At 70.9% G+C, this 22420-nt stretch carries 31 protein-coding genes; 21 read left to right on the forward strand and 10 right to left on the reverse strand.

Translation table 11 applies throughout. From position 1 onward, the window contains the following. The first annotated feature begins 89 nt into the window (after nt 1–89). The 9 genes from BLT99_RS10610 (at nt 90) to BLT99_RS10650 (ending at nt 6249) form a co-directional block, all read left to right on the forward strand. Complete coding sequence (locus BLT99_RS10610; RefSeq protein WP_092672032.1) at nt 90–644, forward strand: TetR/AcrR family transcriptional regulator; 555 nt, start codon at nt 90–92, stop codon at nt 642–644. Between the two features lie 191 nt (nt 645–835). Continuing rightward, a complete protein-coding gene (locus tag BLT99_RS10615) occupies nt 836–1411 on the forward strand; it encodes a helix-turn-helix domain-containing protein (protein ID WP_092672035.1) in 576 nt (191 codons plus the stop codon). After that, nucleotides 1408–1980: a DUF6036 family nucleotidyltransferase gene (locus tag BLT99_RS10620; protein ID WP_092672038.1), complete on the forward strand. Its 573-nt coding sequence runs from the start codon at nt 1408–1410 to the stop codon at nt 1978–1980. Before BLT99_RS10615 ends, BLT99_RS10620 begins: the two co-directional genes overlap by 4 nt. A gap of 273 nt (nt 1981–2253) precedes the next feature. Then, entirely contained in the window at nt 2254–3135 is an 882-nt protein-coding gene (locus tag BLT99_RS10625; RefSeq protein ID WP_092672041.1) for an RNA polymerase sigma-70 factor, read from the forward strand. Beyond that, nucleotides 3122–3490 carry a sigma-70 family RNA polymerase sigma factor family protein gene (locus BLT99_RS10630; RefSeq protein ID WP_092672044.1) on the forward strand — a complete coding sequence of 123 codons (369 nt, stop codon included), beginning with the start codon at nt 3122–3124 and terminating at the stop codon, nt 3488–3490. Before BLT99_RS10625 ends, BLT99_RS10630 begins: the two co-directional genes overlap by 14 nt. A 92-nt stretch (nt 3491–3582) precedes the next feature. Next, nucleotides 3583–4353, forward strand: coding sequence for an SDR family oxidoreductase (locus BLT99_RS10635; RefSeq protein ID WP_092672047.1), 771 nt, complete (start codon nt 3583–3585; stop codon nt 4351–4353). A 101-nt stretch (nt 4354–4454) separates the two neighbouring features. Beyond that, nucleotides 4455–4802 carry a PadR family transcriptional regulator gene (locus BLT99_RS10640; protein ID WP_092672050.1) on the forward strand — a complete coding sequence of 116 codons (348 nt, stop codon included), beginning with the start codon at nt 4455–4457 and terminating at the stop codon, nt 4800–4802. Continuing rightward, entirely contained in the window at nt 4799–5542 is a 744-nt protein-coding gene (locus BLT99_RS10645; RefSeq protein WP_092672053.1) for a hypothetical protein, read from the forward strand. The genes BLT99_RS10640 and BLT99_RS10645 overlap by 4 nt, the downstream gene beginning before the upstream one ends. Next, nucleotides 5539–6249: a hypothetical protein gene (locus tag BLT99_RS10650; RefSeq protein WP_092672056.1), complete on the forward strand. Its 711-nt coding sequence runs from the start codon at nt 5539–5541 to the stop codon at nt 6247–6249. Before BLT99_RS10645 ends, BLT99_RS10650 begins: the two co-directional genes overlap by 4 nt. 35 nt (nt 6250–6284) lie before the next feature. Here BLT99_RS10650 and BLT99_RS10655 read toward each other — a convergent pair whose 3' ends face one another. The 3 genes from BLT99_RS10655 to BLT99_RS10665 are packed head-to-tail and all read right to left on the reverse strand — an operon-like array spanning nt 6285 to nt 7888. Next, entirely contained in the window at nt 6285–6683 is a 399-nt protein-coding gene (locus BLT99_RS10655) for a type II toxin-antitoxin system death-on-curing family toxin (protein WP_092672059.1), read from the reverse strand. Further along, complete coding sequence (locus tag BLT99_RS10660) at nt 6680–6883, reverse strand: TraY domain-containing protein (RefSeq protein ID WP_092672062.1); 204 nt, start codon at nt 6881–6883, stop codon at nt 6680–6682. The genes BLT99_RS10655 and BLT99_RS10660 overlap by 4 nt, the downstream gene beginning before the upstream one ends. 54 nt (nt 6884–6937) lie before the next feature. Continuing rightward, nucleotides 6938–7888: a LysR family transcriptional regulator gene (locus tag BLT99_RS10665; protein ID WP_092672065.1), complete on the reverse strand. Its 951-nt coding sequence runs from the start codon at nt 7886–7888 to the stop codon at nt 6938–6940. A 72-nt stretch (nt 7889–7960) separates the two neighbouring features. On the opposite strand from BLT99_RS10665, the gene BLT99_RS10670 reads away from it, so the two are divergent. The 6 genes from BLT99_RS10670 (at nt 7961) to BLT99_RS10700 (ending at nt 14448) form a co-directional block, all read left to right on the forward strand. Then, nucleotides 7961–8923, forward strand: a complete 963-nt coding sequence (locus BLT99_RS10670) for an EamA family transporter (RefSeq protein ID WP_092672068.1) — start codon at nt 7961–7963, stop codon at nt 8921–8923. Nucleotides 8924–9278: 355 nt separating this feature from the next. Then, nucleotides 9279–10709 carry an HNH endonuclease signature motif containing protein gene (locus BLT99_RS10680; RefSeq protein ID WP_133988447.1) on the forward strand — a complete coding sequence of 477 codons (1431 nt, stop codon included), beginning with the start codon at nt 9279–9281 and terminating at the stop codon, nt 10707–10709. Between the two features lie 255 nt (nt 10710–10964). Continuing rightward, complete coding sequence (locus BLT99_RS10685) at nt 10965–11567, forward strand: PadR family transcriptional regulator (RefSeq protein WP_092672077.1); 603 nt, start codon at nt 10965–10967, stop codon at nt 11565–11567. 38 nt (nt 11568–11605) lie between these two features. Next, nucleotides 11606–13345, forward strand: coding sequence for an ABC1 kinase family protein (locus BLT99_RS10690; protein WP_092672080.1), 1740 nt, complete (start codon nt 11606–11608; stop codon nt 13343–13345). 78 nt (nt 13346–13423) lie between these two features. Further along, on the forward strand, nt 13424–13972 hold the full coding sequence (locus BLT99_RS10695; protein WP_092672083.1) for a GAF domain-containing protein: 549 nt from the start codon (nt 13424–13426) through the stop codon (nt 13970–13972). 80 nt (nt 13973–14052) lie between these two features. Continuing rightward, nucleotides 14053–14448 carry a hypothetical protein gene (locus tag BLT99_RS10700; protein ID WP_092672085.1) on the forward strand — a complete coding sequence of 132 codons (396 nt, stop codon included), beginning with the start codon at nt 14053–14055 and terminating at the stop codon, nt 14446–14448. A gap of 68 nt (nt 14449–14516) precedes the next feature. On the opposite strand, the gene BLT99_RS10705 is transcribed toward BLT99_RS10700, so the two are convergent. After that, nucleotides 14517–14969, reverse strand: a complete 453-nt coding sequence (locus BLT99_RS10705) for a GNAT family N-acetyltransferase (RefSeq protein WP_092672088.1) — start codon at nt 14967–14969, stop codon at nt 14517–14519. A gap of 115 nt (nt 14970–15084) precedes the next feature. Here BLT99_RS10705 and BLT99_RS10710 point away from each other — a divergent pair, with 115 nt between their 5' ends. Together BLT99_RS10710 and BLT99_RS10715 are read left to right on the forward strand one after the other, a co-directional pair. Beyond that, the gene (locus tag BLT99_RS10710) at nt 15085–15450 is read left to right on the forward strand and encodes a cupin domain-containing protein (RefSeq protein ID WP_092672091.1); all 366 of its coding nucleotides are present in this window, start codon (nt 15085–15087) and stop codon (nt 15448–15450) included. Nucleotides 15451–15469: 19 nt separating this feature from the next. Continuing rightward, entirely contained in the window at nt 15470–15952 is a 483-nt protein-coding gene (locus BLT99_RS10715) for a hypothetical protein (RefSeq protein WP_092672094.1), read from the forward strand. Nucleotides 15953–15978: 26 nt separating this feature from the next. Here BLT99_RS10715 and BLT99_RS10720 read toward each other — a convergent pair whose 3' ends face one another. From BLT99_RS10720 to BLT99_RS10730, 3 genes are all read right to left on the reverse strand, one after another. After that, on the reverse strand, nt 15979–16461 hold the full coding sequence (locus BLT99_RS10720; RefSeq protein WP_092672097.1) for a nitroreductase/quinone reductase family protein: 483 nt from the start codon (nt 16459–16461) through the stop codon (nt 15979–15981). An 88-nt stretch (nt 16462–16549) separates the two neighbouring features. Beyond that, a complete protein-coding gene (locus tag BLT99_RS10725; protein ID WP_092676107.1) occupies nt 16550–17344 on the reverse strand; it encodes an SDR family NAD(P)-dependent oxidoreductase in 795 nt (264 codons plus the stop codon). Continuing rightward, the gene (locus BLT99_RS10730) at nt 17344–18594 is read right to left on the reverse strand and encodes an MFS transporter (RefSeq protein WP_229724331.1); all 1251 of its coding nucleotides are present in this window, start codon (nt 18592–18594) and stop codon (nt 17344–17346) included. Before BLT99_RS10730 ends, BLT99_RS10725 begins: the two co-directional genes overlap by 1 nt. A gap of 99 nt (nt 18595–18693) precedes the next feature. Between BLT99_RS10730 and BLT99_RS10735 the strand changes: the two genes are divergently transcribed. Both BLT99_RS10735 and BLT99_RS10740 read left to right on the forward strand, forming a co-directional pair. Then, nucleotides 18694–19140, forward strand: coding sequence for a VOC family protein (locus BLT99_RS10735; RefSeq protein ID WP_092672100.1), 447 nt, complete (start codon nt 18694–18696; stop codon nt 19138–19140). 48 nt (nt 19141–19188) lie between these two features. After that, nucleotides 19189–19779 carry a hypothetical protein gene (locus BLT99_RS10740; RefSeq protein WP_092672103.1) on the forward strand — a complete coding sequence of 197 codons (591 nt, stop codon included), beginning with the start codon at nt 19189–19191 and terminating at the stop codon, nt 19777–19779. Between the two features lie 29 nt (nt 19780–19808). Here the strand turns inward: BLT99_RS10740 and BLT99_RS10745 are convergent, their stop codons facing one another. Continuing rightward, a complete protein-coding gene (locus tag BLT99_RS10745) occupies nt 19809–20603 on the reverse strand; it encodes a LysE family translocator (protein WP_229724332.1) in 795 nt (264 codons plus the stop codon). A gap of 19 nt (nt 20604–20622) precedes the next feature. Between BLT99_RS10745 and BLT99_RS10750 the strand changes: the two genes are divergently transcribed. Together BLT99_RS10750 and BLT99_RS10755 are read left to right on the forward strand one after the other, a co-directional pair. After that, on the forward strand, nt 20623–21075 hold the full coding sequence (locus tag BLT99_RS10750; protein ID WP_092672106.1) for an Lrp/AsnC family transcriptional regulator: 453 nt from the start codon (nt 20623–20625) through the stop codon (nt 21073–21075). 57 nt (nt 21076–21132) lie between these two features. Next, nucleotides 21133–21486 (forward strand): Fe-S protein, encoded by a 354-nt coding sequence (locus tag BLT99_RS10755; RefSeq protein WP_092672109.1) that lies wholly within the window; start codon nt 21133–21135, stop codon nt 21484–21486. A 9-nt stretch (nt 21487–21495) separates the two neighbouring features. Here the strand turns inward: BLT99_RS10755 and BLT99_RS10760 are convergent, their stop codons facing one another. Both BLT99_RS10760 and BLT99_RS10765 read right to left on the reverse strand, forming a co-directional pair. Continuing rightward, nucleotides 21496–22161 carry an SGNH/GDSL hydrolase family protein gene (locus tag BLT99_RS10760; protein WP_133988445.1) on the reverse strand — a complete coding sequence of 222 codons (666 nt, stop codon included), beginning with the start codon at nt 22159–22161 and terminating at the stop codon, nt 21496–21498. Next, nucleotides 22158–22415 carry a zinc ribbon domain-containing protein gene (locus BLT99_RS10765; protein WP_092672115.1) on the reverse strand — a complete coding sequence of 86 codons (258 nt, stop codon included), beginning with the start codon at nt 22413–22415 and terminating at the stop codon, nt 22158–22160. Before BLT99_RS10765 ends, BLT99_RS10760 begins: the two co-directional genes overlap by 4 nt. Nucleotides 22416–22420 lie beyond the last annotated feature (5 nt).

The raw sequence follows: 22420 nt of genomic DNA on the forward strand, positions 1-22420 counted from the left end.
CCGACCTGCGGATGCCACGGCGCACGGATGCCACGGCGCCACGCGCGCCCGTGCGAAACTCGTCGACGTACGCGACGTGAGAGGCGCCGATGGCTGCAGCAACCAGGGAGCGAGCCCTCGAGGCGGCGGTCGAGGTCCTCGGCACCGACGGAGTGCGGGCACTCAGCCATGCGCGCGTCGATCAACGCGCCGGGCTGCCCGCAGGGTCGACCTCGAACTGGTTCCGCACACGGCGGGCCCTGCTGGCCGGCATCATCGACTGGATGGCCGAACTCGAGCGTGCCGACTTCACGCCCGAGCTGCTCGAGCAGCCGACGCTCGACTCGATCGCCGAGGGACTCTGCGCCGTGCTGCTCGTACAGACCGGCCCCGCCGCGACCCGCACCCGGGCGCGCTACGCGCTCTTCGTCGAACTCGCCGCCGACCCCGAGCTGCTCGAACCGCTGCGCCGCCAGCGTCGCGAGTTCGAGCAGTGGACCGACCGGCTCATCGCCGCAGCCGGCATCCCCGACCCCGTGCCGGCGGCGCGCGCCCTGATGGCCCTCGGCGACGGCCTGGTGCTGCACCGACTCACGGTCGACCCCGAACTCGACGTGCGTCCTGCAGTCGAGCGCGCCGTGCGCGCACTCGCGGCGACCGCCTGAGGCGCCCCTCGCACCGACCCTCTCCCATCGGAAGTCGGTGGGTCGAGCCTCATCTTCGCCGTACGTTCTGGCGACCCCGTCATCGACCGCGGGGCGTCGGTACGTCGCAGTCGCCTGCGTCGCCAGGCCATCCGGCGAGCTACATGGCAAAGGGGCTAGTATGAGATGGATCGAATATTCGGAGGTGATCTGTGAGCGCAGGAACCCTCATCCGCGCCGCGCGGCGGAGCCGGAAACTCACCCAGCAGGCGCTCGGCCGACGTGCCCGGCTGTCGCAGTCGCACCTCTCGCTGATCGAGCGCGGGCATCAGAATCCCTCGTTCGAGGCGGTCGAGCGTGCCCTCCGCGCCGCCGGCCACCGGCTCGTCTCGGTGCCGACCGTCCGAGACGACGCGGCGGCGATCGCCGCAGACATCCGCTTCGCCGTCGCCGACGGTCGCGAGAGCGGGGCGCTGCGCCGATTCATCCAGCTCAACGACAACCTGAACGCCGAACACGGCGCGGCCCGCTTCGCCCTGGCCATCTCACCGCCCGAGCCGACCGGCAGCCGCCAGTGGGATGCCGCGCTCGCCGCACTCGTCGCGCACCACCTCGTGGCCGAGCAGCTGCCCATTCCTGACTGGGCCGTCAGCCCCGAGCGAACGCTTCGACGCCCGTGGGCCCTCGGCGAAGGCCCCTACACGTTGACGCCGACGCCCGACCGGGTGCCGCCGGAGTTCGCTCGGCGCCGCGTCCTCGTCGACGCAGACACGCTGGTCAGCGCATGACCCGCTTCGAACGCGACGAGCTCGTCGTTGGGCTCCGGCATCTCGTTAGCACCCTCAACGAGCGCGGCCAGCGCAGCGGCATCGGGATCGTGGGGGGCGCCGCGCTCGCACTCCGCTACTTCGATCGCGAGGCCACTGTTGACATCGATGCGCGCCTGATCGGCGATCATGAGCTCGTGCTCGAGGCAGGTCGCGCGATCGCCGAAGCCAACGGATGGCCCGACGACTGGCTGAACGACAAGGCCGCGGGCTTCGTCCCGGACTACGGCCGGCGCTCCACCGAATGGGAGACACTTCATGACGACGGTGTCGTCGTCATCCAGGTCGCCTCCGCCGAGGCGCTTCTCGCGATGAAGCTCCGAGCCAACCGGCCCGGCCGCGACGACACCGACATCGCCAAGCTCATGGCGATCTGCGACATCCGGACCCTCGACGCCGCGGAGGAACTGTACGAGGACTTCTACTCGGGTGAAGCGCTGCCAGATCGGGCGGTTCGGATGGTGACGCGAATCATCGAGGTCGGCCTGCCGCCGACGCCGGAACCGCCGCCGGCGCCCGAGATCGGCTGAGCCGCGCGAGGCAGTCGACCGGGCACCGCCTTCCGCGCACCATCCTCGGCGCCGTCCGCTGGGTGAGCGGAGTGCGCGCCGCCGCCCCACCGGTCGAAGCCGTGCGCTGGGCGTGCGGGGCCCGCGTCCGTGCCTCGCACGCCCGCGGCATCCGGAGTATCGTCCCGAGCATTCGCGCGGATTCGCGGATCGCTGTCACGTCGGGGCGGGCTGCGTGGTCTCAGCTGTAGGGGCCGAAACCCGGCCCCGCTTCGCCGACCGACGGGAAACGACATGGAAGGCACCATCGAGGCCGCGCTCGATACGTTCCGGGCCGTGCGACCCAGGCTCTTCGGGATCGCCTACCGGATGCTCGGCAGCGCGTCGGAGGCCGAGGACATCGTGCAGGACGCCTGGCTCCGGTGGCAGGGCACCGACCGCACGGCCGTGCTCGACCCGCCCGCGTTCCTCGCGACGGTGACCACGCGCCTGTCGATCAACGCGCTGCAGTCGGCTCGGGCGCGACGCGAGACCTACATCGGGCCATGGCTGCCCGAACCGGTCGACACGAGCAACGATCCGACCCTCGGTGCCGAACGCGCCGAAGCGCTGGGCTTCGCCGTGCTCGTCATGCTCGAGCGGCTCACGCCCACCGAGCGCGCCGCGTACGTGCTGCGCGAGGCCTTCGCCTACGACTACTCGCAGATCTGCGAGATCGTGCAGGTGTCCGAGGCCGCCGCGCGCCAGCTCGTCAGCCGAGCGCGCAAGCACCTCGCCGGCGAGCGACGGCGCGAGGTGACCCGGCACGAGCAGCACCGGCTGCTCACCGCGTTCCTCGCGGCCGCGAAGACGGGTGACCTCGAGGCACTCGAGCAGCTCTTCACCGAGGACGTCGTGTCGTACTCCGACGGCGGCGGTGTGGTGCGCGCCTCGAAGTTCCCGGTCGTCGGGCGCGTACGGGTGGCGAGGTTCGTTCGCGCGTTCCACACGCACTTCTGGGAGGGCGTCGACATCGAGGAGGCCGACGTGAACGGCCAGCCGTCCGTCATCCTCTCGAAGGCTGGATCGACCTTCGCGGTGGTGATCGTCGTCGCATCCGGGGACGCCATCGATCAGGTGCTGTGGATGATGAACCCGCACAAGCTCGCCGCCGTGGCGCTCCGTGCTGCGGCCTGACGACGCCGCCGCCCGCTTGCTTCTCGCGCTCGACCCCCGCGACGACGTCGCACTCGCCGGACTCCTCGACGCCAGGGTGCGGCTCACGATCGATTCGGGCGATTCATCGGGGGGCGAGCGAACCGGACGGACTGCGGTCGCACGCGAACTCGTCGCGCGGCTTCTGCACCATCCGGATGCCGCGCTCGAGATCGTCCACGTCAACGGCGCGCCCGGCCTCGCCATCCGCCGGCCGAACGGCGACGTGACCGGCCTGATCAGTCTTCGGTCGGGATGGCGCGGCCGGATCGTCGAGCTCTGGGTCACGACCGCACCGGGCAAGCTCGCCTGCTGGAACCGCGTGGGCGGGAACTGAACGAGCCGACGTGTCACAGTTCCGAGAGCCATCCGGTCGGAGTTCATGACGGCAGCGGAGACGCCGCAGCCGCGCACCGGAAGGAACCCGTCATGAAGATCGCCGTCATCGGAGGCACCGGCCTCATCGGATCCAAGGTCGTCGAACTGCTCACGGCGTACGGCCACGACGCGGTCGCCGCCTCGCCGAACTCGGGTGTCGACACGATCACCGGCGAGGGAGTCGCCGAGGCACTCGTCGGCGCCGACGTGGTCGTCGACGTGTCGAACTCACCCTCATTCGCCGACGACGACGTGCTCGCGTTCTTCACCACCTCCACCGGGAACCTGCTCGCGGCGGAGCGCGAGGCGGGCGTGGGACACCACGTCGCACTGTCGGTCGTGGGCGCCGAGCGGCTTCCCGCGAGCGGATACCTGCGCGCGAAGGTCGCCCAGGAGCAGCTCATCCGCGAGTCGGGACGGCCGTACTCGATCGTGCGCGCAACGCAGTTCTACGAGTTCGTCGGCCGCATCGCCGACGAGGCGACCGTCGACGGCGTCGCGCGACTCAGCACCGGCCTCATGCAGCCCATCGCTGCCGCGGATGTCTCGGCCTCGGTCGCGCGGGTGGCGGCCGGCGCACCCGTGAACGGCACGCTGGAGATCGGCGGACCCGAGCGACTGCCCATGGATGAGTTCATCCGACGCGGGCTCGGAGCCGCGGGCGACCCGCGCAAGGTCATGGGCGACGCCGACGCGCTGTACTTCGGCACACGGCTCTCGGGAGACGAATTGACGCCCGGCCCTGATGCGCAGCTGTCGACCACGTCGTTCGGCGAGTGGCTGGCCGCCCGAGCCACGACGACGGCGGCGGCGGCGAGGTAGGAGTCATACGCATCGCGGGACCGGACCGATCGGCGCCCGCTCGCGGAGCGACTGACGCCGCCTCTGGATTTATACGCACATAGGTGCGTATAGTCGCATCCATGCCACGACGACGCCCGGGAGTGCTCCTCCCGATCGAGCTGGCGATCCTCGATGCGGGCCTCACCATCCAGCCGCGCGAGAGGTCGTTCTTCGGTTTCGCGCTCGCCCGCACGCTCGCCGAACGCGACGGCTCCGCATTGGTCTCGCAGGGCGCGCTGTACCGCGCCCTGAACCGCATGGAGACCGCGGGACTGCTCGAATCGGAGTGGGAAGCGCCCGAGGCGGCCGAGGCCGAGGGGCGCCCGCGCCGGCGGCTGTACCAAGTGACCGGGGCTGGTGAGGCCGCGTTTCGCGCGGCCGCCCGCACCGAGCAGCGCGGCACGGTGACCGGTGAGGCGCTCGCGTGACCGGCCAAGGCGACCGCGACGACCGAGCGGTGGAACGCGCCGCCCGCGCGACCCTTCGCTGGTCGGTGCGGTACACGGCCGGTCTCGATCCCCTCGTCGCGGTTCGACGGCAAGAGGAGATCCTCTCCGACCTGCACGAGCACGCCGCATGGGCGACCGAGGCCGGCACCAGCCCGCGCGCCACCGCCCGGTCGCTCAGGGCGCGGATGCTGCGCGGCATCCCGGCCGACCTCGGCTGGCGGCGCGCGCAGCTCTCCGGTCGAGAGGGCGTCCGGTGGAGTCTTCCGCGCACCGACGGGCTGCTCCTCGCCGCGGTCGCCGCAATCGGGATCGTGCAGGTCGCGGTCGGCGCGTTCATCGCGGTCCGGCAGGTGCGTGCACTGCAGATCGGCGACATCAGCTTCATCCCAAGCTCTGCAGCGCTCACCATCGCGCTCGGCTCGGTCGCGCTCGTCGCTCTCGCGCTGCTCGGCCGCGGACCTACGCGGCCCTGGGGGTCGGCGACGCTCGCCCTCACCGGCCTCCTGATCTTCGCGCAGAGCGTCGAGGCGCTGTACTACCTCAGTGCGACGGCGCTCGTCGTGATCATCGGAGTGCCATGGCTCGAACCGGCCGCCTACGCGATCGGCACCGGCGTCGCGATCCTCTGCCTCGCCGCCACCGCCCAGTGGACGAACTCCGCGCGCCGAATCCCGGCCGCGTCCGCAGCATCCCTACACGCTGGAGAGGAACCCCGATGAACCTGCAGGACCTGCTCGACGACGAACAACGACGCGAAGAACGACGACAGGAGCGATCGACGCCGCGACACCGAATCGCGCTCGTGGTCGGCGCCGTCGGGGCGGTCATCGCCATCGGAACCGGTGCCGCGCTCACCGCAGCGGCCGTCTCCGAGATCAGCGGCGACGGCCAGCAGACGGCTGCGTCCACCGCGGCTCCGGATGTGTCGGCAGCCGCGCCGCCCGACGCGGCCATGGTCCCGACGCCCCCGACGATCGACCCCGGTCCGAGTGCGACTCCGTCACCGGCATCCGCTGTCGTCGAGGACGCGGTCGCACCAGAACCCGGCGGCATCACCACCATCCTCGGGTACACCGTCTACGACGAGACCTCCGACCTCGACCTGATCCCGAGGCCCTCGGCCGAGTTCCTCGAGGAGTGGCCGTTCGACGTCGAGGTGGGCCTGATGCAGGATCACCTCGACGCCGTCTGCATGGCCGAGAAGGGCTTCAGAGCCGCGTTCATCCCGATGTGGCAGACCTGGGAGACGGGCGACACGATGGCGGTGATCAACGAGCTCGACGCGTTCAACGACGCCCGCACTCCCGAGTGGCGGGAGGCCATGTACGGCGCCGACGACCAGCCGCTCGGCAATGCCTACGACTGGCAGCAGGCCGGATGCCACGGGGCAGCCGTGCATGCTACCGGGATGGATGACGCCCACTGAGGCCTGCACCTGGGGGGTGATGCCGTCTGATCGGGTCACATCAGCGGTCGGATGCGGTGTCGAATCCATGCCGCGACGCCGTCGAGATCGATCGTGCCTGCCGCGACCTCGCGAAGAAACCGGTCGGCCTCCACCACGTCATCGGCCACGAGGTCGAGATCGTTGAGCTCGAGGAACGCGACGGTCACGAACCATGCGAGTCGCTTGTTCCCGTCGGCGAGCGGATGGTTGCGCATCACCGCGAGCAGAAGCGCCGCCGCCTTCTCGTCGAGCGTCGGGTGCACCTCCTCGCCGAACACCGGCATCGGTGCGGCGAGGGCCGAAAGCAACAGATTGCGACCGCGGGCGCCGTCCTTGAAGTGGAACCCCTCGACGTCGAGCAGCGCCTCGACGTCGTCGGGGTCGAGGTACTCGACCTCCCGGCGCGCCGTCACTTGGCGAGACGCTCGAGGAGGTCGGCGTCGCGCGAACGTACCCGATCGAAGGCCGCGCGCGTACGGGCGGACTTGTCGGCACGCGCCGCCAGGTCGTCGAGCGCGATCTGCACGACCTCGGTCTTCGAACGCCCGAACTTCGTGGCCAGAGCCTCGAGCAGCTGGTCGTGAGCCGCGTCGAGTCGCAGGGTCATCGCCATCGCACGGTCCTTCCCTCACCACCAGCGTACCGCGTGGTATCACCGTGATACCACTCACGCGATCGAGCCGTCGTGCAGTCCCAACGCACCAGACCGCACCGCATCAAGCACCGCCTGCAGCGCCGGAGAGTCCGCTTGGCTGCGACGGTGCACGGCCGAGACTCCGCGGGTCGACGCCGGGCGCACCGTCGGCACGGCGACGAGGTCAGGATGCAGGGAGGGACGCCCCATCCGCGGCACCAAGGCCACGCCGAGGCCGGCGCGCACGAGCTCGAGGTGATTCTCGAACTCCATCGACTCGTGCACGATGCGCGGCGCGTTCGAGACGCCGTCGAAGAGCCGCCGGAGCCACTGCCGGCAGATCGTCGAGTCGAACGTCGCGATCCACTGCTCGTCGGCGAGGTCGAGCGGCGTCAGCTCGGCCCGGTCGGCGAGCGGGTGCTCGCGGCGCAGGATCACGTCCGCGACATCCGTGAACAGGGGCGTCTCGACCAGGTGATCGGGCATCGCCAGCGCGACCCCGCCCCACCGGTGCACGATGCCGAGGTCGCGCTGACCCGACGCGACCAGCGCGATCGTCTCCCACGGCTCGCTCTCGCGCAACGGCACGCGCAGCTCCGGATGCTCCTCGCGCAGCCGCGGGAGCACGTCGACCAGCAGACCGCGCACCGCGGTCGAGAACGCGCCGATGCGCACCTCGCCCGTGATGCGGCGGGCAGCTGCGCCATCCGCCCCGCTCGCTCGGCCGGTGAGATGCAGGTCGGCCTCGATGCGCTCGAGGTCGGCGAGCACCGTCGCCGACGACGTGACGAGGTGGCGACCGGCATCCGTCAACACCACACCGCGACCCGCCCGCTCGAGCAATGCGACCCTGGTGCCGCGCTCGAGCCGCTTGATCTGCTGCGACACCGCCGACGGCGTGAACCCGAGCGCATCCGCCGCCGCCGCGACGCTGCCGTTGGTGGCCACCGCCCGGAGCGCGACCACGGCTTCGAGATCGATCATGCAGCAATGCTACCGATTCAGGGGCAGAAATGGTCGCTGGTGATTCCGGATGCCGCGAGCCACCCTTGACCCATGACGAGACGCGACATGCTGCTGGCCGCGCTGGTGGCGACGATGTGGGGCTTCAACTTCGTCGTCATCGACTGGGGCATGGATGGCATCCCGCCGCTGTTCTTCGTCGCCATCCGTTTCGCCGTCGTCGCGCTTGCGGTCGTCGTCGTGCCGCGGCCGCTCGCGAGTTGGAAGACCGTCGTCGGGGTGGGCCTCTTCATGAGCCTCGGCCAGTTCGCGCTGCTCTACACGTCGATCGCGCTCGGACTGCAGCCCGGTATCGCCGCGCTGCTGCTGCAGGCGCAGGTCGTGCTCACGATCCTCGTCGCGGCGCTCGCGCTGCGCGAGCGGCCGACGCACCTGCAGGTCGCGGGGGTACTGCTCGGGACGGTGGGGCTCGGCATCGTGGCGTTCGGTCGCGGCGGCGACGCGCCGGCGCTCGCGGTCGTGCTGTGCCTGCTCGCCGCGCTGTCGTGGGCTGTCGGGAACGTGGTCGCGCGGCGGGCGGGGCCGGTCGCGCCGGCGCGGCGACTCGGCGCTCTGTCGCTCACGGTGTGGTCGTCGCTCGTCGTGCCGCTGCCTGCGCTCGGCCTGTCGGCGCTCATCGAGGGGCCCGACGCCATCGCCGCCGGCATCGTGGCGTTCGGGTGGCGGCCGCTGCTCTCGACGTTGTACACCGCAGGCCTCTGCACGCTCGTCGGCTACGCGATCTTCAATGGGCTGCTCGCCCGCAACCGGTCGGCGTCGGTCGTGCCGTGGGTGCTGCTCGCGCCGGTCGTGGCGATGCTGTCGGCGGCGCTGCTGCTCGGGCAGGTACCGAACGTGTGGGAGACGGCGGGTGGGGCGGTGCTCGTGGCGGGGGTGTTCGTGGCGAACGCGCCGGGGCGGCGGAGGGCGGCGGCGAGGGCGGATGGGGCGGTGCCGGAGTCGTCGCCTGCGCCCGAGGCATCCGATCTGCAAGCGATCGCGCCGCAGTCGAGATGACGCGAAACGGGCCGTGCGGTACACGCCGCACGGCTGGCTGCGTCGGCGCCCCCAGCTGAGAGGCAGAACCCCAGACGGATGCCACGGGCCGACCCGGCACGGTCGGGCGAAACCGGGACCACGGGGCCGGTCCTGGGTCGTCGAGCGAACCGAGCCCGAGTCTCCCGGCTCTGGCTGCTCGAGGCCGCGCTGGGGCTACTCGCTCAGAGGTCCGCTATCGCGGCATCCCGAGTGCGCGTTCTGGTGACTCGTCCTCCACAGGCGGGCATCTGGCCGAGTTCTGCACACGACAAATGGGCTGGTCAAACGCTATTTCCTGCTCACGAATGTCGGTGGGTGGGTGCAGGATCGAAGCATGGAACAGCCCGCGCCCGAGCAGCATCCGCTCGCTGCGCTGTCCGCGCTTCAGCGAGATGTCGCCGCGCTGCACGAGGTGTGGGCCGGCGTGTCGCCGGCGTGGGGCGCCGTGCGAGGGGGCCCGCAATCCGAGCTCGAGCAGTTGAGCGATGCCGGTCTCATGCAGGTCACCGATGCGCTGGCGAGGGTCCGGCGTGATGTCGACGCGGTGCTTGCCAGGGTCGCGGCCGAGATGTCGAAGCGGTCCGGGCCCGAGTTCGGCGATTCCGGGTTCGCCAAGGCGCAGGGGTTCCACAACGCGATCCGCCTCGTCGCCGCGGCCACTGGAGCGTCGCGATCCGACGCGGCGAGGCTGATCGCGGTCGGCACCGCCACAGCCGAACGGCAGACCTTCACCGGCGAGCCACTCCCGTCGCGGCACCGGCACATCGCCGAGGCGCTCGAATCTGCCACTATCAGCATCGACGCGGCATCCGCAATCACGACGATGCTCGACCGAGCGTCGATGCGATCCGACCCCGATCGTGTCCAGGTCGTCGAGCGTGCGCTGGTCGACCTCGCCGGGCGGGTGCCGCTCGAGACCCTCCTGCGCGGAGTGCGGGAGGCGGAGGCGCGGCTCGATCCCGACGGCGTCGAACCCCGCGAAGACGAACTCCGCATGGAGCGCTCGCTGACCATGCGGGAAGACGGCCACGGCATGGTGCACCTGCACGCCCGAATCGACCCCGAGAGCGCGGCTCCGGTGAAGGCAGCGATCGAAGCGCTCGTCAGCGACGCGCTGCGGCGACGCGACTCCGGCGCAGGCGCGGTCGGCGAGGGAGCGTCAGGCCCGGTCATCGACGACCACCGCACGATCCCGCAGATCCGAGTCGACGCGCTCGCCGCGCTCGCCCGGCACGCGCTCGGCTGCTCCCAGACACTCGCGCCACTCGCGAAGACCACGGTGATCGTGCGCGTCGACCTCGACACCCTCGTCACCCAGCTCGGCCACGCTCGGATCGACGGGATCGAACAGCCCGTCTCAGCAGGCACCGTTCGCCGCATGGCTGCAGACGCCGAACTCATCCCGGCCGTCCTCGGCGGTGACAGCCTCCCGCTCGACCTCGGACGAGCCGTTCGACTGTTCACGAAGGCGCAACGGCTCGCCCTCGGAGAACGCGACGGCGGATGCGCATCCTGCGGCCAGAACATCGGCTACGTCGAAGCGCACCACATCGACTGGTGGGAACGCGACACCGGACCGACCGACCTGTCGAACGGAGTGATGCTCTGCAGCTTCTGCCACCACATGATCCACCGCGACGGATGGCGCGTTCACGCGGGCCCGGCCGAAGTGTGGTTCATCCCGCCACCACACATCGACCCGGCACAGGTGCCGCGACTGGGCGGCCGAGCCCGCTTCGAGCTGCGCGAAGAGCGGGCGGCATGACGCCATTCGTACGCGTTCACCGTGGGCGTGTCGCCGACGCCGACGCCGCGAGAACGGCAGCCGTGCGCGAACGAGCCATGCCGACAGCCCCCTCATCAGCACCCCGATCGGCACGTTCGCGTGCCGCTTCGCCGCCAGAGCCCACCCGCCGCCGGCCGTTGTTCACAGCCAACTCACGACCACCGACACAACCCAGCGATATATCGTTGACATATCGTCGAGACCCGATCAGGGCCCCGGTTCCAGGAGGTCATCATGAGCGATTCGTACAGCGGCGGCGGCTTCGGCGGCTCGAGCAGCTGGAGCGGCAAGGGCAATCCCGGTCAGGGGTTGTGGGAGGCCATGGAGCAGCTTCGCGGCATGTTCGAGCAGAAGGTCGCGCCGCGCATGGGCAAGGGCGACGTCCGCGCGGCGGTGCTCGCGCTGCTCGCCGAGAAGCCGATGCACGGTTACCAGATCATCAGCGAGATCTCCGAGCGCAGCGGCGGTGCGTGGAAGCCGAGCGCGGGCTCGGTGTACCCGACCCTGCAGCTGCTCGCCGACGAGGGACTGATCACCGCTGAGGAGTCCAACGGCCGCAAGACGTACACGCTCACCGAGGCGGGCAAGGCCGAGGCCGAGGCATCCGCTGACCGCGCGCCGTGGCCGATGGGTGGTACGACCACCAGCGGCGGCGGGAGCAGCAGCAGCGGCCGCCGCGACTGGGGCAACGCGGGTCCGCTCGCGAAGGCCGGGATGGACCTCGCCCAGGCGGCCGCGGCAGTGGGGCGCAGCGGCAAGCCCGAGCAGGTGAAGCAGGCGGTCGAGATCATCGACGAGGCGCGCCGGCGTCTCTACTCGATCCTCGCCCAGGACTGACCTAGGTGCCCTCGACACGTCGGCATCCGGCAGGCAGGATGCCCGATGTGGGGAACACGCGCGCTCGCTACCGCCGCATCCTGCGGTTCGCCGCGCGGTACATCATCCAGACGTGGTGGTTCGAGATCGTCCTGCCGCGGTTCGGCCTGGCCAGGATCGCGGCGCGCGGGCGCACGGCACGCATGACGCGCATCGCGCAGCGCTTCCACGCGCTCGCGGTCGACCTCGGCGGCCTCATGATCAAGGTCGGCCAGTACCTCTCGTCACGACTCGACGTGCTGCCGCCCGAGATCACGCGCGAGCTCGCGGGCCTGCAGGACGAAGTGCCGCCCGTGCCGTTCGACGCCATCCGCCGCCTCGCCGAGGCCGAGCTCGGGGTGACGCTCGAGCGCGCCTACGCCGAGTTCGACCCGACGCCGCTGGCCGCGGCATCCCTCGGCCAGGCGCACCGCGCCAGACTCGCGCCCATCGACGCCGCCGACATGGGGTACGACGAGGCCGTCGTCAAGGTGCAGCGACCGGGCATCGAGGTGATCGTCGACGTCGACCTGGCGGCGCTGCGGCGGGTGGCCGGATGGCTCAGCCGCGTGCGGTTCGTCGCGAGCCGCGTCGACCTGCCCGCGCTCGTCGAGGAATTCGCCACCACGAGCCTCGAGGAGATCGACTACCTGCACGAGGCCGGCAACGCCGAACGGTTCGCTGCGAGCTTCGCCGGCGACCCGCGCGTGGCCGCGCCCGAGGTCGTCTGGGAGCGCACCACCCGCCGCGTGCTCACGCTCGCCGACGTGACGGCGATCAAGGTCAACGACCGCGCGGGCCTGCTCGCCGCCGGTATCGACCCGAAGGACGTCGCGAAGCAGTTCGCGGCGGTCATGTTCGACCAGCTGTTCCGCGACGGCTACTTCCACGCCGACCCGCATCCGGGGAACATCTTCGTGACGCCGGTCTCGGCGGGCGGGCCGGGTGCGCCTGCGGGGCCCGCTTCCGGTGGCTCGGATGCCGCGCCATCCGCCCCCGCCTGGCAGTTCACGTTCATCGACTTCGGCATGATGGGCGAGGTGCCCGACGGGCTGCGTCGCGGCTTGCAGCAGTTGCTGCTCGCGGTCGCCGCGCGCGACGGCAAGCGGATGGTCGACGCCATCCGCGGGGTCGGCTTCCTGCTGCCCACGGCCGAGACGGCTGAGCTCGAACGCGCGATGTCCGAGCTGTTCGCACGCTTCGGCGGCATGGGCTTCGCCGAGTTGCAGCAGGTCGACGAGCGTGAACTGCGCCGCTTCGCGATCGAGTTCGGCGAGGTCGTGCGCACGCTGCCGTTCCAGTTGCCCGAGAACTTCCTCCTCATCATCCGCTCGATGTCGCTGACCTCGGGCCTGTGCAGCTCGCTCGACCCGGCGTTCAACATCTGGGACGCCGTCGAGCCCTACGCGGCCCGACTCCTGCGCGACGAGCGCGGCAACATCGTGCAGTCGTTCGGCCGCCAGGCGCTCTCGGTCGCCGGCACCGCTTGGCGCCTCCCGGGGCGCCTCGACAACGTCATCGACCGCATCGAGGGCGGCCGCCTCGTCGCGAACTCGCCGAAAATCGAGCACCGGATGGTGCGACTCGAGCGCGCGGCCCAGCGCATCGTCTCGGCGGTGCTGTTCGTGGGGTTGTTCGTCGGCGGCATCCTGCTACGGCGCGAGGAGCCGGTGTGGGGCGTCACGCTGATCGTGGTGTCGGTGGTCCCGCTCCTGCACGCCGTCTTCGCCGGCCTGTTCGGCCGGCGCGGGCCGCGGTGATTTGAGCTCACCCGCCATCGGAGCGAGCCGGTCTCGCTCGTCGCTGTGGGCGGCGCCCTCGCGCGCTAGTTTGGTGCCATGGACCCCGGCGAGGTCGGAATCGAGATCAGCCCGATCCTGGCGGCCGGATCGGTCGAACCGGAGTTCGCCGCCCAGCTCGACGCGCTGCTGCGCCGCACCTGCCATCTCGCCCGCGCGCTGACCGGTGCCGAACAGGCGGCGCTCAAGCTCTGGGTCGGCGAGGACCCGTCGCAGGCACGCAAGTACTTCAGCATGAGCGCGAAGTACGCAGCCTTCCGCGACTTCCGGGTCGACCCGAAAGGCCACGGCCTTCACGGGATGAAGATCCCACCCGGCGAGGTCATCCGCCTGACCGAGGCCGAGGTGTCGTCGCATCCGCTCTTCCAGGGCTTCGGCGCGTTCGCCGACGCCCACCCGCCGATGCGGGGATGGCTCGCCACGAGTGTCTGCGGCGACGACGGTCGGATCTACGGTCTGCTGCAGCTGAGCGACAAGAGCGGTGAGCGCGACTTCGACGAATCAGACGAGGCGAACATCCGCGAACTCGCCTCCCTGATCGGTGAGACGCTCGACGCGCTTCGACTGGCCGCCCAGCGGCCGGCGTAGCGCGCGTGGTGTCGCCGACGCGCGTTGACGCACCGACGGTGCGGGCGTAGACCTGAGGCATCCGAGATGGAGGTGTCGCCATGGCGAAGGATCTCAAGGTCACCCTCACGGACCAACCCGGCGAAGGGGCTCGACTCGGCGAGGCGCTCGGCAAGGCCGGCGTCAACATCGAGGGCCTCTGCGCGATCATGGAGGGCGGAACAGCCCACGTCCACGTCCTCGTCGAGGACGTGGCGGGCGCACGGGCCGCGCTCGAGGGCGCGGGCATCGGGGTCGAGGCCGAGACCGATGTCCTCGTCAGTCCGGCGCTCCCCGAACCCGACCTGGACACGCCGGGGAAGTTCGGTGAGATGGCGCGCGCGATCGCCGATGCCGGAATCAACATCTCGCTCGTGTACGTGGCCTCCAGGAACCGCGTCGTCCTCGCGACGAGCGACAACCAGCGGGCCACGCAGCTGCTGCAGTCGATGATGTGAGTACTCGCCCCGCCGGGGGCTCCACCGGCGGCCTGGGCCGGCGGACGAGGCCGTTCGACCCGTGGCCGTCAGGGGCTCGGACGCTCGGCGTCGATCAGGTCGGCGTACTGAGTGTTCGCCTCCATGAATGCGGCGACGACCGGACAACGCACGGTCAGCTTCATGCCGCGCCGTCGGATGTCGTCGAGCGCATATGCGATGAGCTCGGTGGCGAGGCCGCGCCCACGGAAGTCGGGCTCGACCGTCGTGGTGTACACCGTGATCCGGTCGTCGGCTTCTTCGTATGGGATGGTCGCCACCCGCAGGTCGCGCAGGGTCGCCGCATAGATGTGCTCGTCGTCGACGCGGTGCACCCGGACCTCGGACTCGGCGTCCGCCGACGGGGTGTCGACGTCCCGCACGGCACCGGCCCGCACCTCCTCGACGAGGGCCGCCGTGCCCTCGTCGAGGATCCCGGTACCGTCGGGATATCCGGCGCTATCGGGATACTCGAACCGCGCGTCGCGATCTCCCGTGCTCATCAGGAACGAGGGTACTGCGAGGCGACCGCCTCCACCAGCACGAGACCTCAGACGTCGGCAGCGTCGGCGGCGATGCGCGTTGCGGAATCGCGCGGCCCGGGGTGAAGATCGGACGATGAACGCCCGGGTTCGCAACGTGCAGTCCGCCCTCGACTCGTTCTCGGAGCCCTGGCAACCCCGACGGCTCGCGAGCGTCAACGACTACGACGTCAAGGTCGTGAAGATCCTCGGCGAGTTCACCTGGCACTCGCACCCCGACACCGATGAGCTGTTCATGGTGCTCTCCGGCCGGCTCGTGATCCAGATGCGAGACGGCGACGTGGAACTCGGCCCGGGCGACGTGTTCGTCGTTCCTCGAGGTGTCGAGCACTGCCCCAGATCGGATGGTGAAGTCTCGGCGATCCTGATCGAACCCAAGGGCGTCGTCAACACCGGCGACACACCGAGCGAACGGACGACGGCGCTCCGAGAGCTCGACTGATCAGGGAGAGACTGCCGACATGCCCGCCTCCGACTTCGACTTCCTCATCGGAACCTGGGACGTCGAACACGACCGGCTCGCCGACACTCTCGGCCCGCCCGACGGCCCTCGACTCCGGTTCAGGTCGCGGGTGACGGTGCAGCACATCCTCGACGGTCTCGGCACCGCCGACGAGACCCGCGGCACGCTCGCCGACGGCAGCGACTTCGTCGGCTTCTCGCTCCGCCTCTTCAACCCGGCGACCGATGAATGGGCGATCTGGTGGGCGTCGAAGTCGCGGCCGGGCGTGCTCGACGATCCCGTCCGTGGGCGGTTCGTCGACGGGCGCGGCACGTTCGTCGGAGCCGCCGAGGCCGGCGGGCGGGCGTTCCTCGCGCGCTTCCACTGGATCGAGACCGGGAGCGCCCATCCGGTCTGGGAGCAGGACTTCTCGTTCGACGGCGGTGCGACCTGGGAGCCGGTCAACTGGCGGATGGTGCACACGCGCGTCGACTCGCAGTGAACGTCACCAGTCCTCAACGCCGGCCTTCACACGATCCGATGCCGCGACTCGGCTCCTCCGAGCGGCGTCAGGCGGATGACGGGGATCATGCGGTCGGTCTTCCGCTCGTACCGGGCGAACCCGCGAGCGGCCGCCGTGATCTGCCGCCACACGGCATCGCGCTCGGCGCCGTGCAGCTGTTCAGCGACGACGTCGATCCGCTCGCCCGCGAGCTCGGTCGCCACGTGATCGGGGTGAGCGGCGATGTTGTAGTACCACGACGGGTTGCGCGGTGCGCCGCTCGCGGATGCCACGATGAACCGCTCGTCGCCTTCGCCGGGGAACCATCTCACCGGAGTGCGGCGTTCCTCACCCGACTTCGATCCGATGGTGACGAGCACGAGCTTCGTGCCGCGCCGGTCGCCGTGACGGCGCAGGCGCTCGACCATCCGCCGGTTGCCCCACTGCTCGAGCCGATTGCGACCCGGCTGCCGTGCTCCGCGGGTGCCGTTCCGCGTATCGAATGCCATACTCCAGCATCGCGCGATGCCGAGCGGATGTCACCGTCCACCCACGTCCGCATCGACCCTCGCGATCTTCAGGCCCACTCGCCGGACCTCAGTCGACCAGCGCCCCGGCCGTCAGGTTCGAGACCACCCCGGTGATCGACCTCGCCCGATCGGATGCCGCGAACGCGAGGTGCTCCGCGACCTCGTCGAGCGTGGGCAGCCGGCCCAACAGCGTCATGCCGACGAGTCCGTCCATCCACGTGCCGAACGCGATGCCCGAGTCGGCGGCGATGCGCCCGAACATCTCGCGCGTGTACGAGGTGTCGAGGGCGTCCATCATCGCGTGCGGCCGCACGCACACCACGCGCACGCCGGCCGGCCCGAGCTCGCCGGCGAGCGCCCGCGAGAACCCCTCGAGCCCGGCGCTCTGCGCGGCGTTGCCGATCAGGCCGCGACCGGTGAGCCGCGCGCCCGGCGTCGAGATCGTCAGGATGACGCCGCTGCCCTGCGCGATCATCGGCCGCGAGACGGCCTTCGCCGTCACGAAGTTCGTCTGCAGGTAGCCAGTCACCGGGTGCAGGTAGTCGGCGAGCGACGTGTCGCCGATCGCGAGGCCCTGCACATGGTCGAAGCCGACGGCGTTCAGGGCGATGTCGATGCGGCCCGCGACATCCGTCACCTCGTCGATGTGCCGGTCGACGGCGACTTCGTCCATCGCATCGACCACGGCGATGTCGACGACCGCCCCGAGGCTCCGAGCTGCGGATGCCGCGGCCTCGAGCCGTGGCCGACTCCGGCCCGCCAGGAACAGCCGGGCACCCTCACGGGCGAACACGCGCGCCGCTGCGGCGCCGATGGATCCTCCACCGCCGTGGATCACGGCGACCTTGTCTTCGAGCAGCATCACGCCACCTTCCCTTCGTTGTCCTGCGCCTCGTCGTCGCGCGGCTCCTCGTCGCGCGACGCCAATCCGCGCGTCGCCCATGCCGCGACGACCGCCGCGACGGCGATGACGGATGCCGCGACCACCGCCGACGGCACGCCGCCACGGTCGATCGCCACGCCGCCGGCCCATGCGCCGAATGCGATGCCCGCGTTCACGGCCGACGCCGGCAGCGACGATGCGAGCGGCGCACCGGGTCCGGCGAGGCCGACGACGCGATGCTGGATCGACGGACCCGTGCCCATGCCGAACAGCCCCACGCCGAACACGGCGAGCCCGACCAGCCACGGGCTCGATCCGACGAGGAGCAGCAGGACCAGCGACGCCGTCACGCCGATCGCTCCGACGATCAGCGTGCGGGAGGCGTTCGCGTCGGCGAAGCGTCCGCCGCCGAACGAGCCGATCGCGGTCGCCGCCCCGTAGACGAGCAGGAACACCGACACCGTCGGCCCCGAGACATCCGTCACGTCGGTCAGGAACGGCACGAGGTAGGTGATCGCCGCGAGCATCGCCGCGAACGTGAGGAAGCTCACCGCGAGCACCGCGAGCACGCGCGGGGCGAAGGCGTGCCGCGCCTGCCCGGCCGCTCCGCTCCCCCGCGGCGTGGGCACCGACGGAAGCAGTGCGGCCGCGAGGACCAGCACCGCGATTCCCGCCGCCACGACCGCGACGAAGGCGCCGCGCCATCCGACCGCCTGCCCGAGCAGCGTGCCCAGCGGCAGTCCGAGCGCGCTCGCCATCGCGAAGCCCGAGATGATCACCGCCATCGCGCGACCGGTGCGTTCGCGGGGCACGATCGTCGTCGCGGTCACCATCGCGGCGGCGATGAACAGCCCCTGCACCGCACCGATCACCACGCGCACGACCACGAACAGCGAGTAGTCCGCAACCATCGCCGGAAGCAGGTTCGCCGCGACGAACACCGCCGTCGCGGTGAGCAGCACGCGTCGCCGGTCGAACCGCGTGGTCGCCAGGGTGAGCAGCGGTCCCCCGATCGCGAGGCCGAGGGCGTTGGCCGTGACGAGCGCGCCGGCGGATGGCACGGAGACGCCGAGGTCGGCCGCGATGAGGTCGATCATGCCGACCACGAGCATCTCGGCGCTGCCCATCACGAATGCGCCGGCGAAGAGGACGGCGAGGACGGCTCGTGCTCGTGCCCGTGCTCGTGCTCGTTCCGTCGTGGTTCGTGTCGTCATATCGAGTTCGGTCATGCAACCCGATGGTTGCACACAGTTCCCAGAAGTGCAACCGCAGCATTGCAGATGTTTGCTCGACGCCGGTGGTCGGTGGCACTGGCTACCCTCGACCCCATGACCATCCAACGCATGGACAACGTCGCCATCGTCGTCGACGACCTGGACGCGGCGATCGCCTTCTTCACCGAGCTCGGCCTCGAGCTCGAGCCGGGCGGTCGCGCGGTCATCGAGGGCGAATTCGCCGATCAGACCGTCGGGCTCGACGGCATCCGCAGCGAGATCGCGATGATGCGCACGCCCGACGGCCACGGCCGGCTCGAATTGACGAAGTACCTGCACCCCGAAGCATCCGCCCCGTCACCGGCGGTGCTGCCGCCGAACACGCTGGGGCTGCACCGCATCATGTTCGCGGTCGACGACCTCGACGACACCCTCGCGCGGCTGCGTCCGCACGGCGCCGAGCCGCTGCGCGAAGTCGCGAACTACGAGGACGTGTACCGGCTGTGCTACCTGCGCGGCCCGGCGGGCATCACCGTCGCGCTGGCCGAGCAGGTCGGATAGCGCGGGCCGGCGGCGGACGAACGGAACGTCGCCTCGTACGCTGGAACCGTGCCCCGACTCCACGCCGAATCCGATCGATCCAAGTGGGTGCCCGTCACGGACTCCCTCGGATTCCGCGGTCGCCGCCACCGCAAGGCGGCGATCGGGATGCTGCTCTCGCAGGCGATGGGCCCGACCGCCACGCCGAGCGGCTCCGGCAGGGGGTTCAGCACCTGGGCGATGAGCCAGGCGGTTCCGTTCCTGATGCGCAGGGCGGCCGGTCGGGTGCTCGCGTGGGTGTGGAAGGCGGAGCCCGAGCTGCTCGTCGTGGTCGCGCAGGTTCAGGCGGCGACGCACGAGCTGCGGATCGCGCGCGCGTCCATGCCCATGCAATACCACGACACCGAGGAGTTCCGCGGCACGTACCTCGGCGTCGGCGAGAAGCTCGTCATCCCGCTTCCCCCACCCGGCCGGCCGCCGTTCGCGACGTACACCTGGGACCTCGGCTCGCACCTAGTGACCGTGACCGCCGTGTGCAGTGATCGCGAGCGGTTCGGCACCGTCATCGGCGACGTCGACGAGCTCGCGCGCGGCCTCCGCATCATCGAGGACCTGACCGTCGAGGAGTCGTCGACGGTGCTGCGCATCGACCCCGCCTGATCAGCCGTCACGTCGCACCGCCGCCCGAGTCATCCGCCGATCAGGTGCCCCGCCTGCTCGACCACGAGCACCACCGCGAGCACGATCATCGCCGCGCCCGACACCCGCGACACGACCCGCATCGCCGACGGCCTGAGCCGTAGCACCGTCCGCGCGCCGAACCCCACCGCGGTGTAGACCAGTGCGCACGCGCCGACGAAGATCAGGCCGAGCACCGCGAGCTGCACGGGGATCGGCCAGGCGCCCGCGGCATCCGTGAACTGCGGCAGCAGCACCACGAGCACCAGCAGCCCCTTCGGGTTGAGCCCGCTGACGCCCGCACCCTGCAGCAGGCGCATCCATGGCCGAGCGGATGTCGCGCCCCCCGCTCCTCCTGGCGTCGCGGCGTCGCCGCCGCCCGCCGCGCCCGCCGCTCCTCCTGGCGTCGCGGCGTCGCCGCCGCCCGCCGCGACCGCCGCACCGCCCGCGACCGCCGCCACGACCGGCGGCTCGCGCAGCACGCGCACCCCGAGGTACGTGAGGTAGACCGCGGCCGCCAGCGTCAGCGCGACGATGAACCACGGCAGCGCCGCGACGGCGGCGCCGACCCCGATGGCGACCGCGGCGACCGTGGAGAGGTAGCCGAGCAGGATGCCCGCGAGCGACGGCACGATGCTGCGCTCGCGGATGCCCGTGGCGATGAGGTACGCCCAGTCGGGGCCGGGCAGCAGCACCATGAGCACCATCATCACCGAGCACGCGAGCAGCAGTTGACCGTCCATGAAGAGCACGGTACGGATGTCGCGAGGGAAGCCGCTGCCTGGTTTCGCCTCTCTCTGCGCCATCCATGGAAGAATTCACCTCGTGGACGCGATCGACCGGAGGATCCTTGCCGAGCTGCAGCGCGACGGTCGGCTGAGCCTCACCGAGCTGGCCGAGCGGGTGAGTCTGAGCATGTCGCCGACGCACCGCCGGCTGCGTGCGCTCGAGACATCCGGCGCCATCACCGGATACCGCGCCGTCATCGACGCCGACGTGGTCGGCATGGGGTTCGGAGCGCTCGTGTTCGTCACGATGGCGCAGGCGAATCGCGACACCGTGCCCGCGTTCGACGCCGCGGTCGCCGAGATTCCCGAGGTCATCCAGGCGTTGCGGCTCTTCGGCGACCCCGACTACCTGCTGCGCGTCGCCGTGCCCGATCTGCGGGCCTACGAGAAGCTCTGGGACGAGAAGCTCTCGGCGCTGCCCGGTGTCGCGCGGGTGCAGTCGACGCTGGTCATGAAGACGGTGGTGGACGATCGGGCCCTGCCCCTCTGAGCGGTCCACCGCGGGCGCCTCTCCCGCGCGACCCGAACGCGCGATAGCCTGCGGTGCATGGAGACCCTTCGCGGCATCGTCGTGCTCATCCACCTCGTCGGCTTCGCTGTCCTGTTCGGCGCCTGGGTCGTCGAATGGGTCAACGGCAAGCGCGGCATCACGCGGCTGATGAACTGGGGCCTCGCGATCGCGGGAGCCGCAGGGCTCGTGCTCGCCGCGCCGTGGGGCATCGAGTACGACCTCAACTACGCGAAGATCGGCACGAAGCTCGTGATCCTCATCGTGATCGGTGCGCTGCTCGGTATCGGCGCGGGTCGTCAGCGCAAGACCGGGTCCGTTCCGGCGGCGATCTTCTGGTCGATCGGCATCCTCACGCTCGCCAACGCGGCCATCGCGGTGCTCTGGCGCTGACGCGCCGAGTCATCCGTCTCGCAGTCCGTCGGCGATCGCGTCGGCGAGCACGCGCGCGCCCTGCTCCGAGGGGTGCAGCCCGTCGAACGACATCCCTTCGCGGAATGTCCCATCGTCGGTGCGAAGTCCTGCGGATGCGTCGACGAACCGCCATCCGCGGTCATCGGCCAGCTCCTCGAGCCGCTCGTTGAGCTCGTCGGCGCCCTCAGGGAAGGCGTCCATCGGCGGGACCGAGGCGATGACGACCTCGTCGATGCCGACCTGCTCGACGATGCGACCGAGGTTCGCCGACGTCTCGGCGAACGGCACGCCGAACGCGACGTCGTTCGTGCCGGCGAGCAGCACGAGCGCGTCGGCGTCGACGGAGGTCGCGGACTCGGCCATCCGCGCCGTCGTCGCACCCCACTCGGCCCAGCCGCCGGCGAACCCGTAGCCGGCGTCGTGCACGTACCGCGCCCAGGACGCCGGACCGAGGTCGCCGGCGGCGAAGTCGCCGCTGTCGGCGTCGGTGATCGAGTCGCCGACGGCGGCGAACGTCGGTCCATTCGTCGGTCGGTTCGTCGCCGGCGGGTCGGATCTCGCGGGCTCATCCGCCGGCGCGCAGCCGGCGAGTACGACGCAGGCCGCCGCGGCCGGCATGAGCGCGGCACTCCATGGTCGCGTGCGGGCGCTCACGACGACGGCCTGCTCCGGCCGGCCAGCTCGGCGGCGCGGCGCGCGGCGTCACGGCTCAGCTCGGTGGCCCATCCGCAGTGCTCGCAGAGCATGACGTACCGGCGCCCGAACGTGAACAGCGGGACGAGGAACACCCACAGCCGGCTGCCGCTCTCGACGATGTGCTGCGCGGCCACCGCGTGGCAGTGGTCGCACCGGATGTGCGCCACGGCGATCTCCCGCTCGCGCGGGAAGACGCCGATGAACAGGAACATGCGCG

This window comes from Agromyces flavus (assembly GCF_900104685.1).
Classification (GTDB): domain Bacteria; phylum Actinomycetota; class Actinomycetes; order Actinomycetales; family Microbacteriaceae; genus Agromyces; species Agromyces flavus.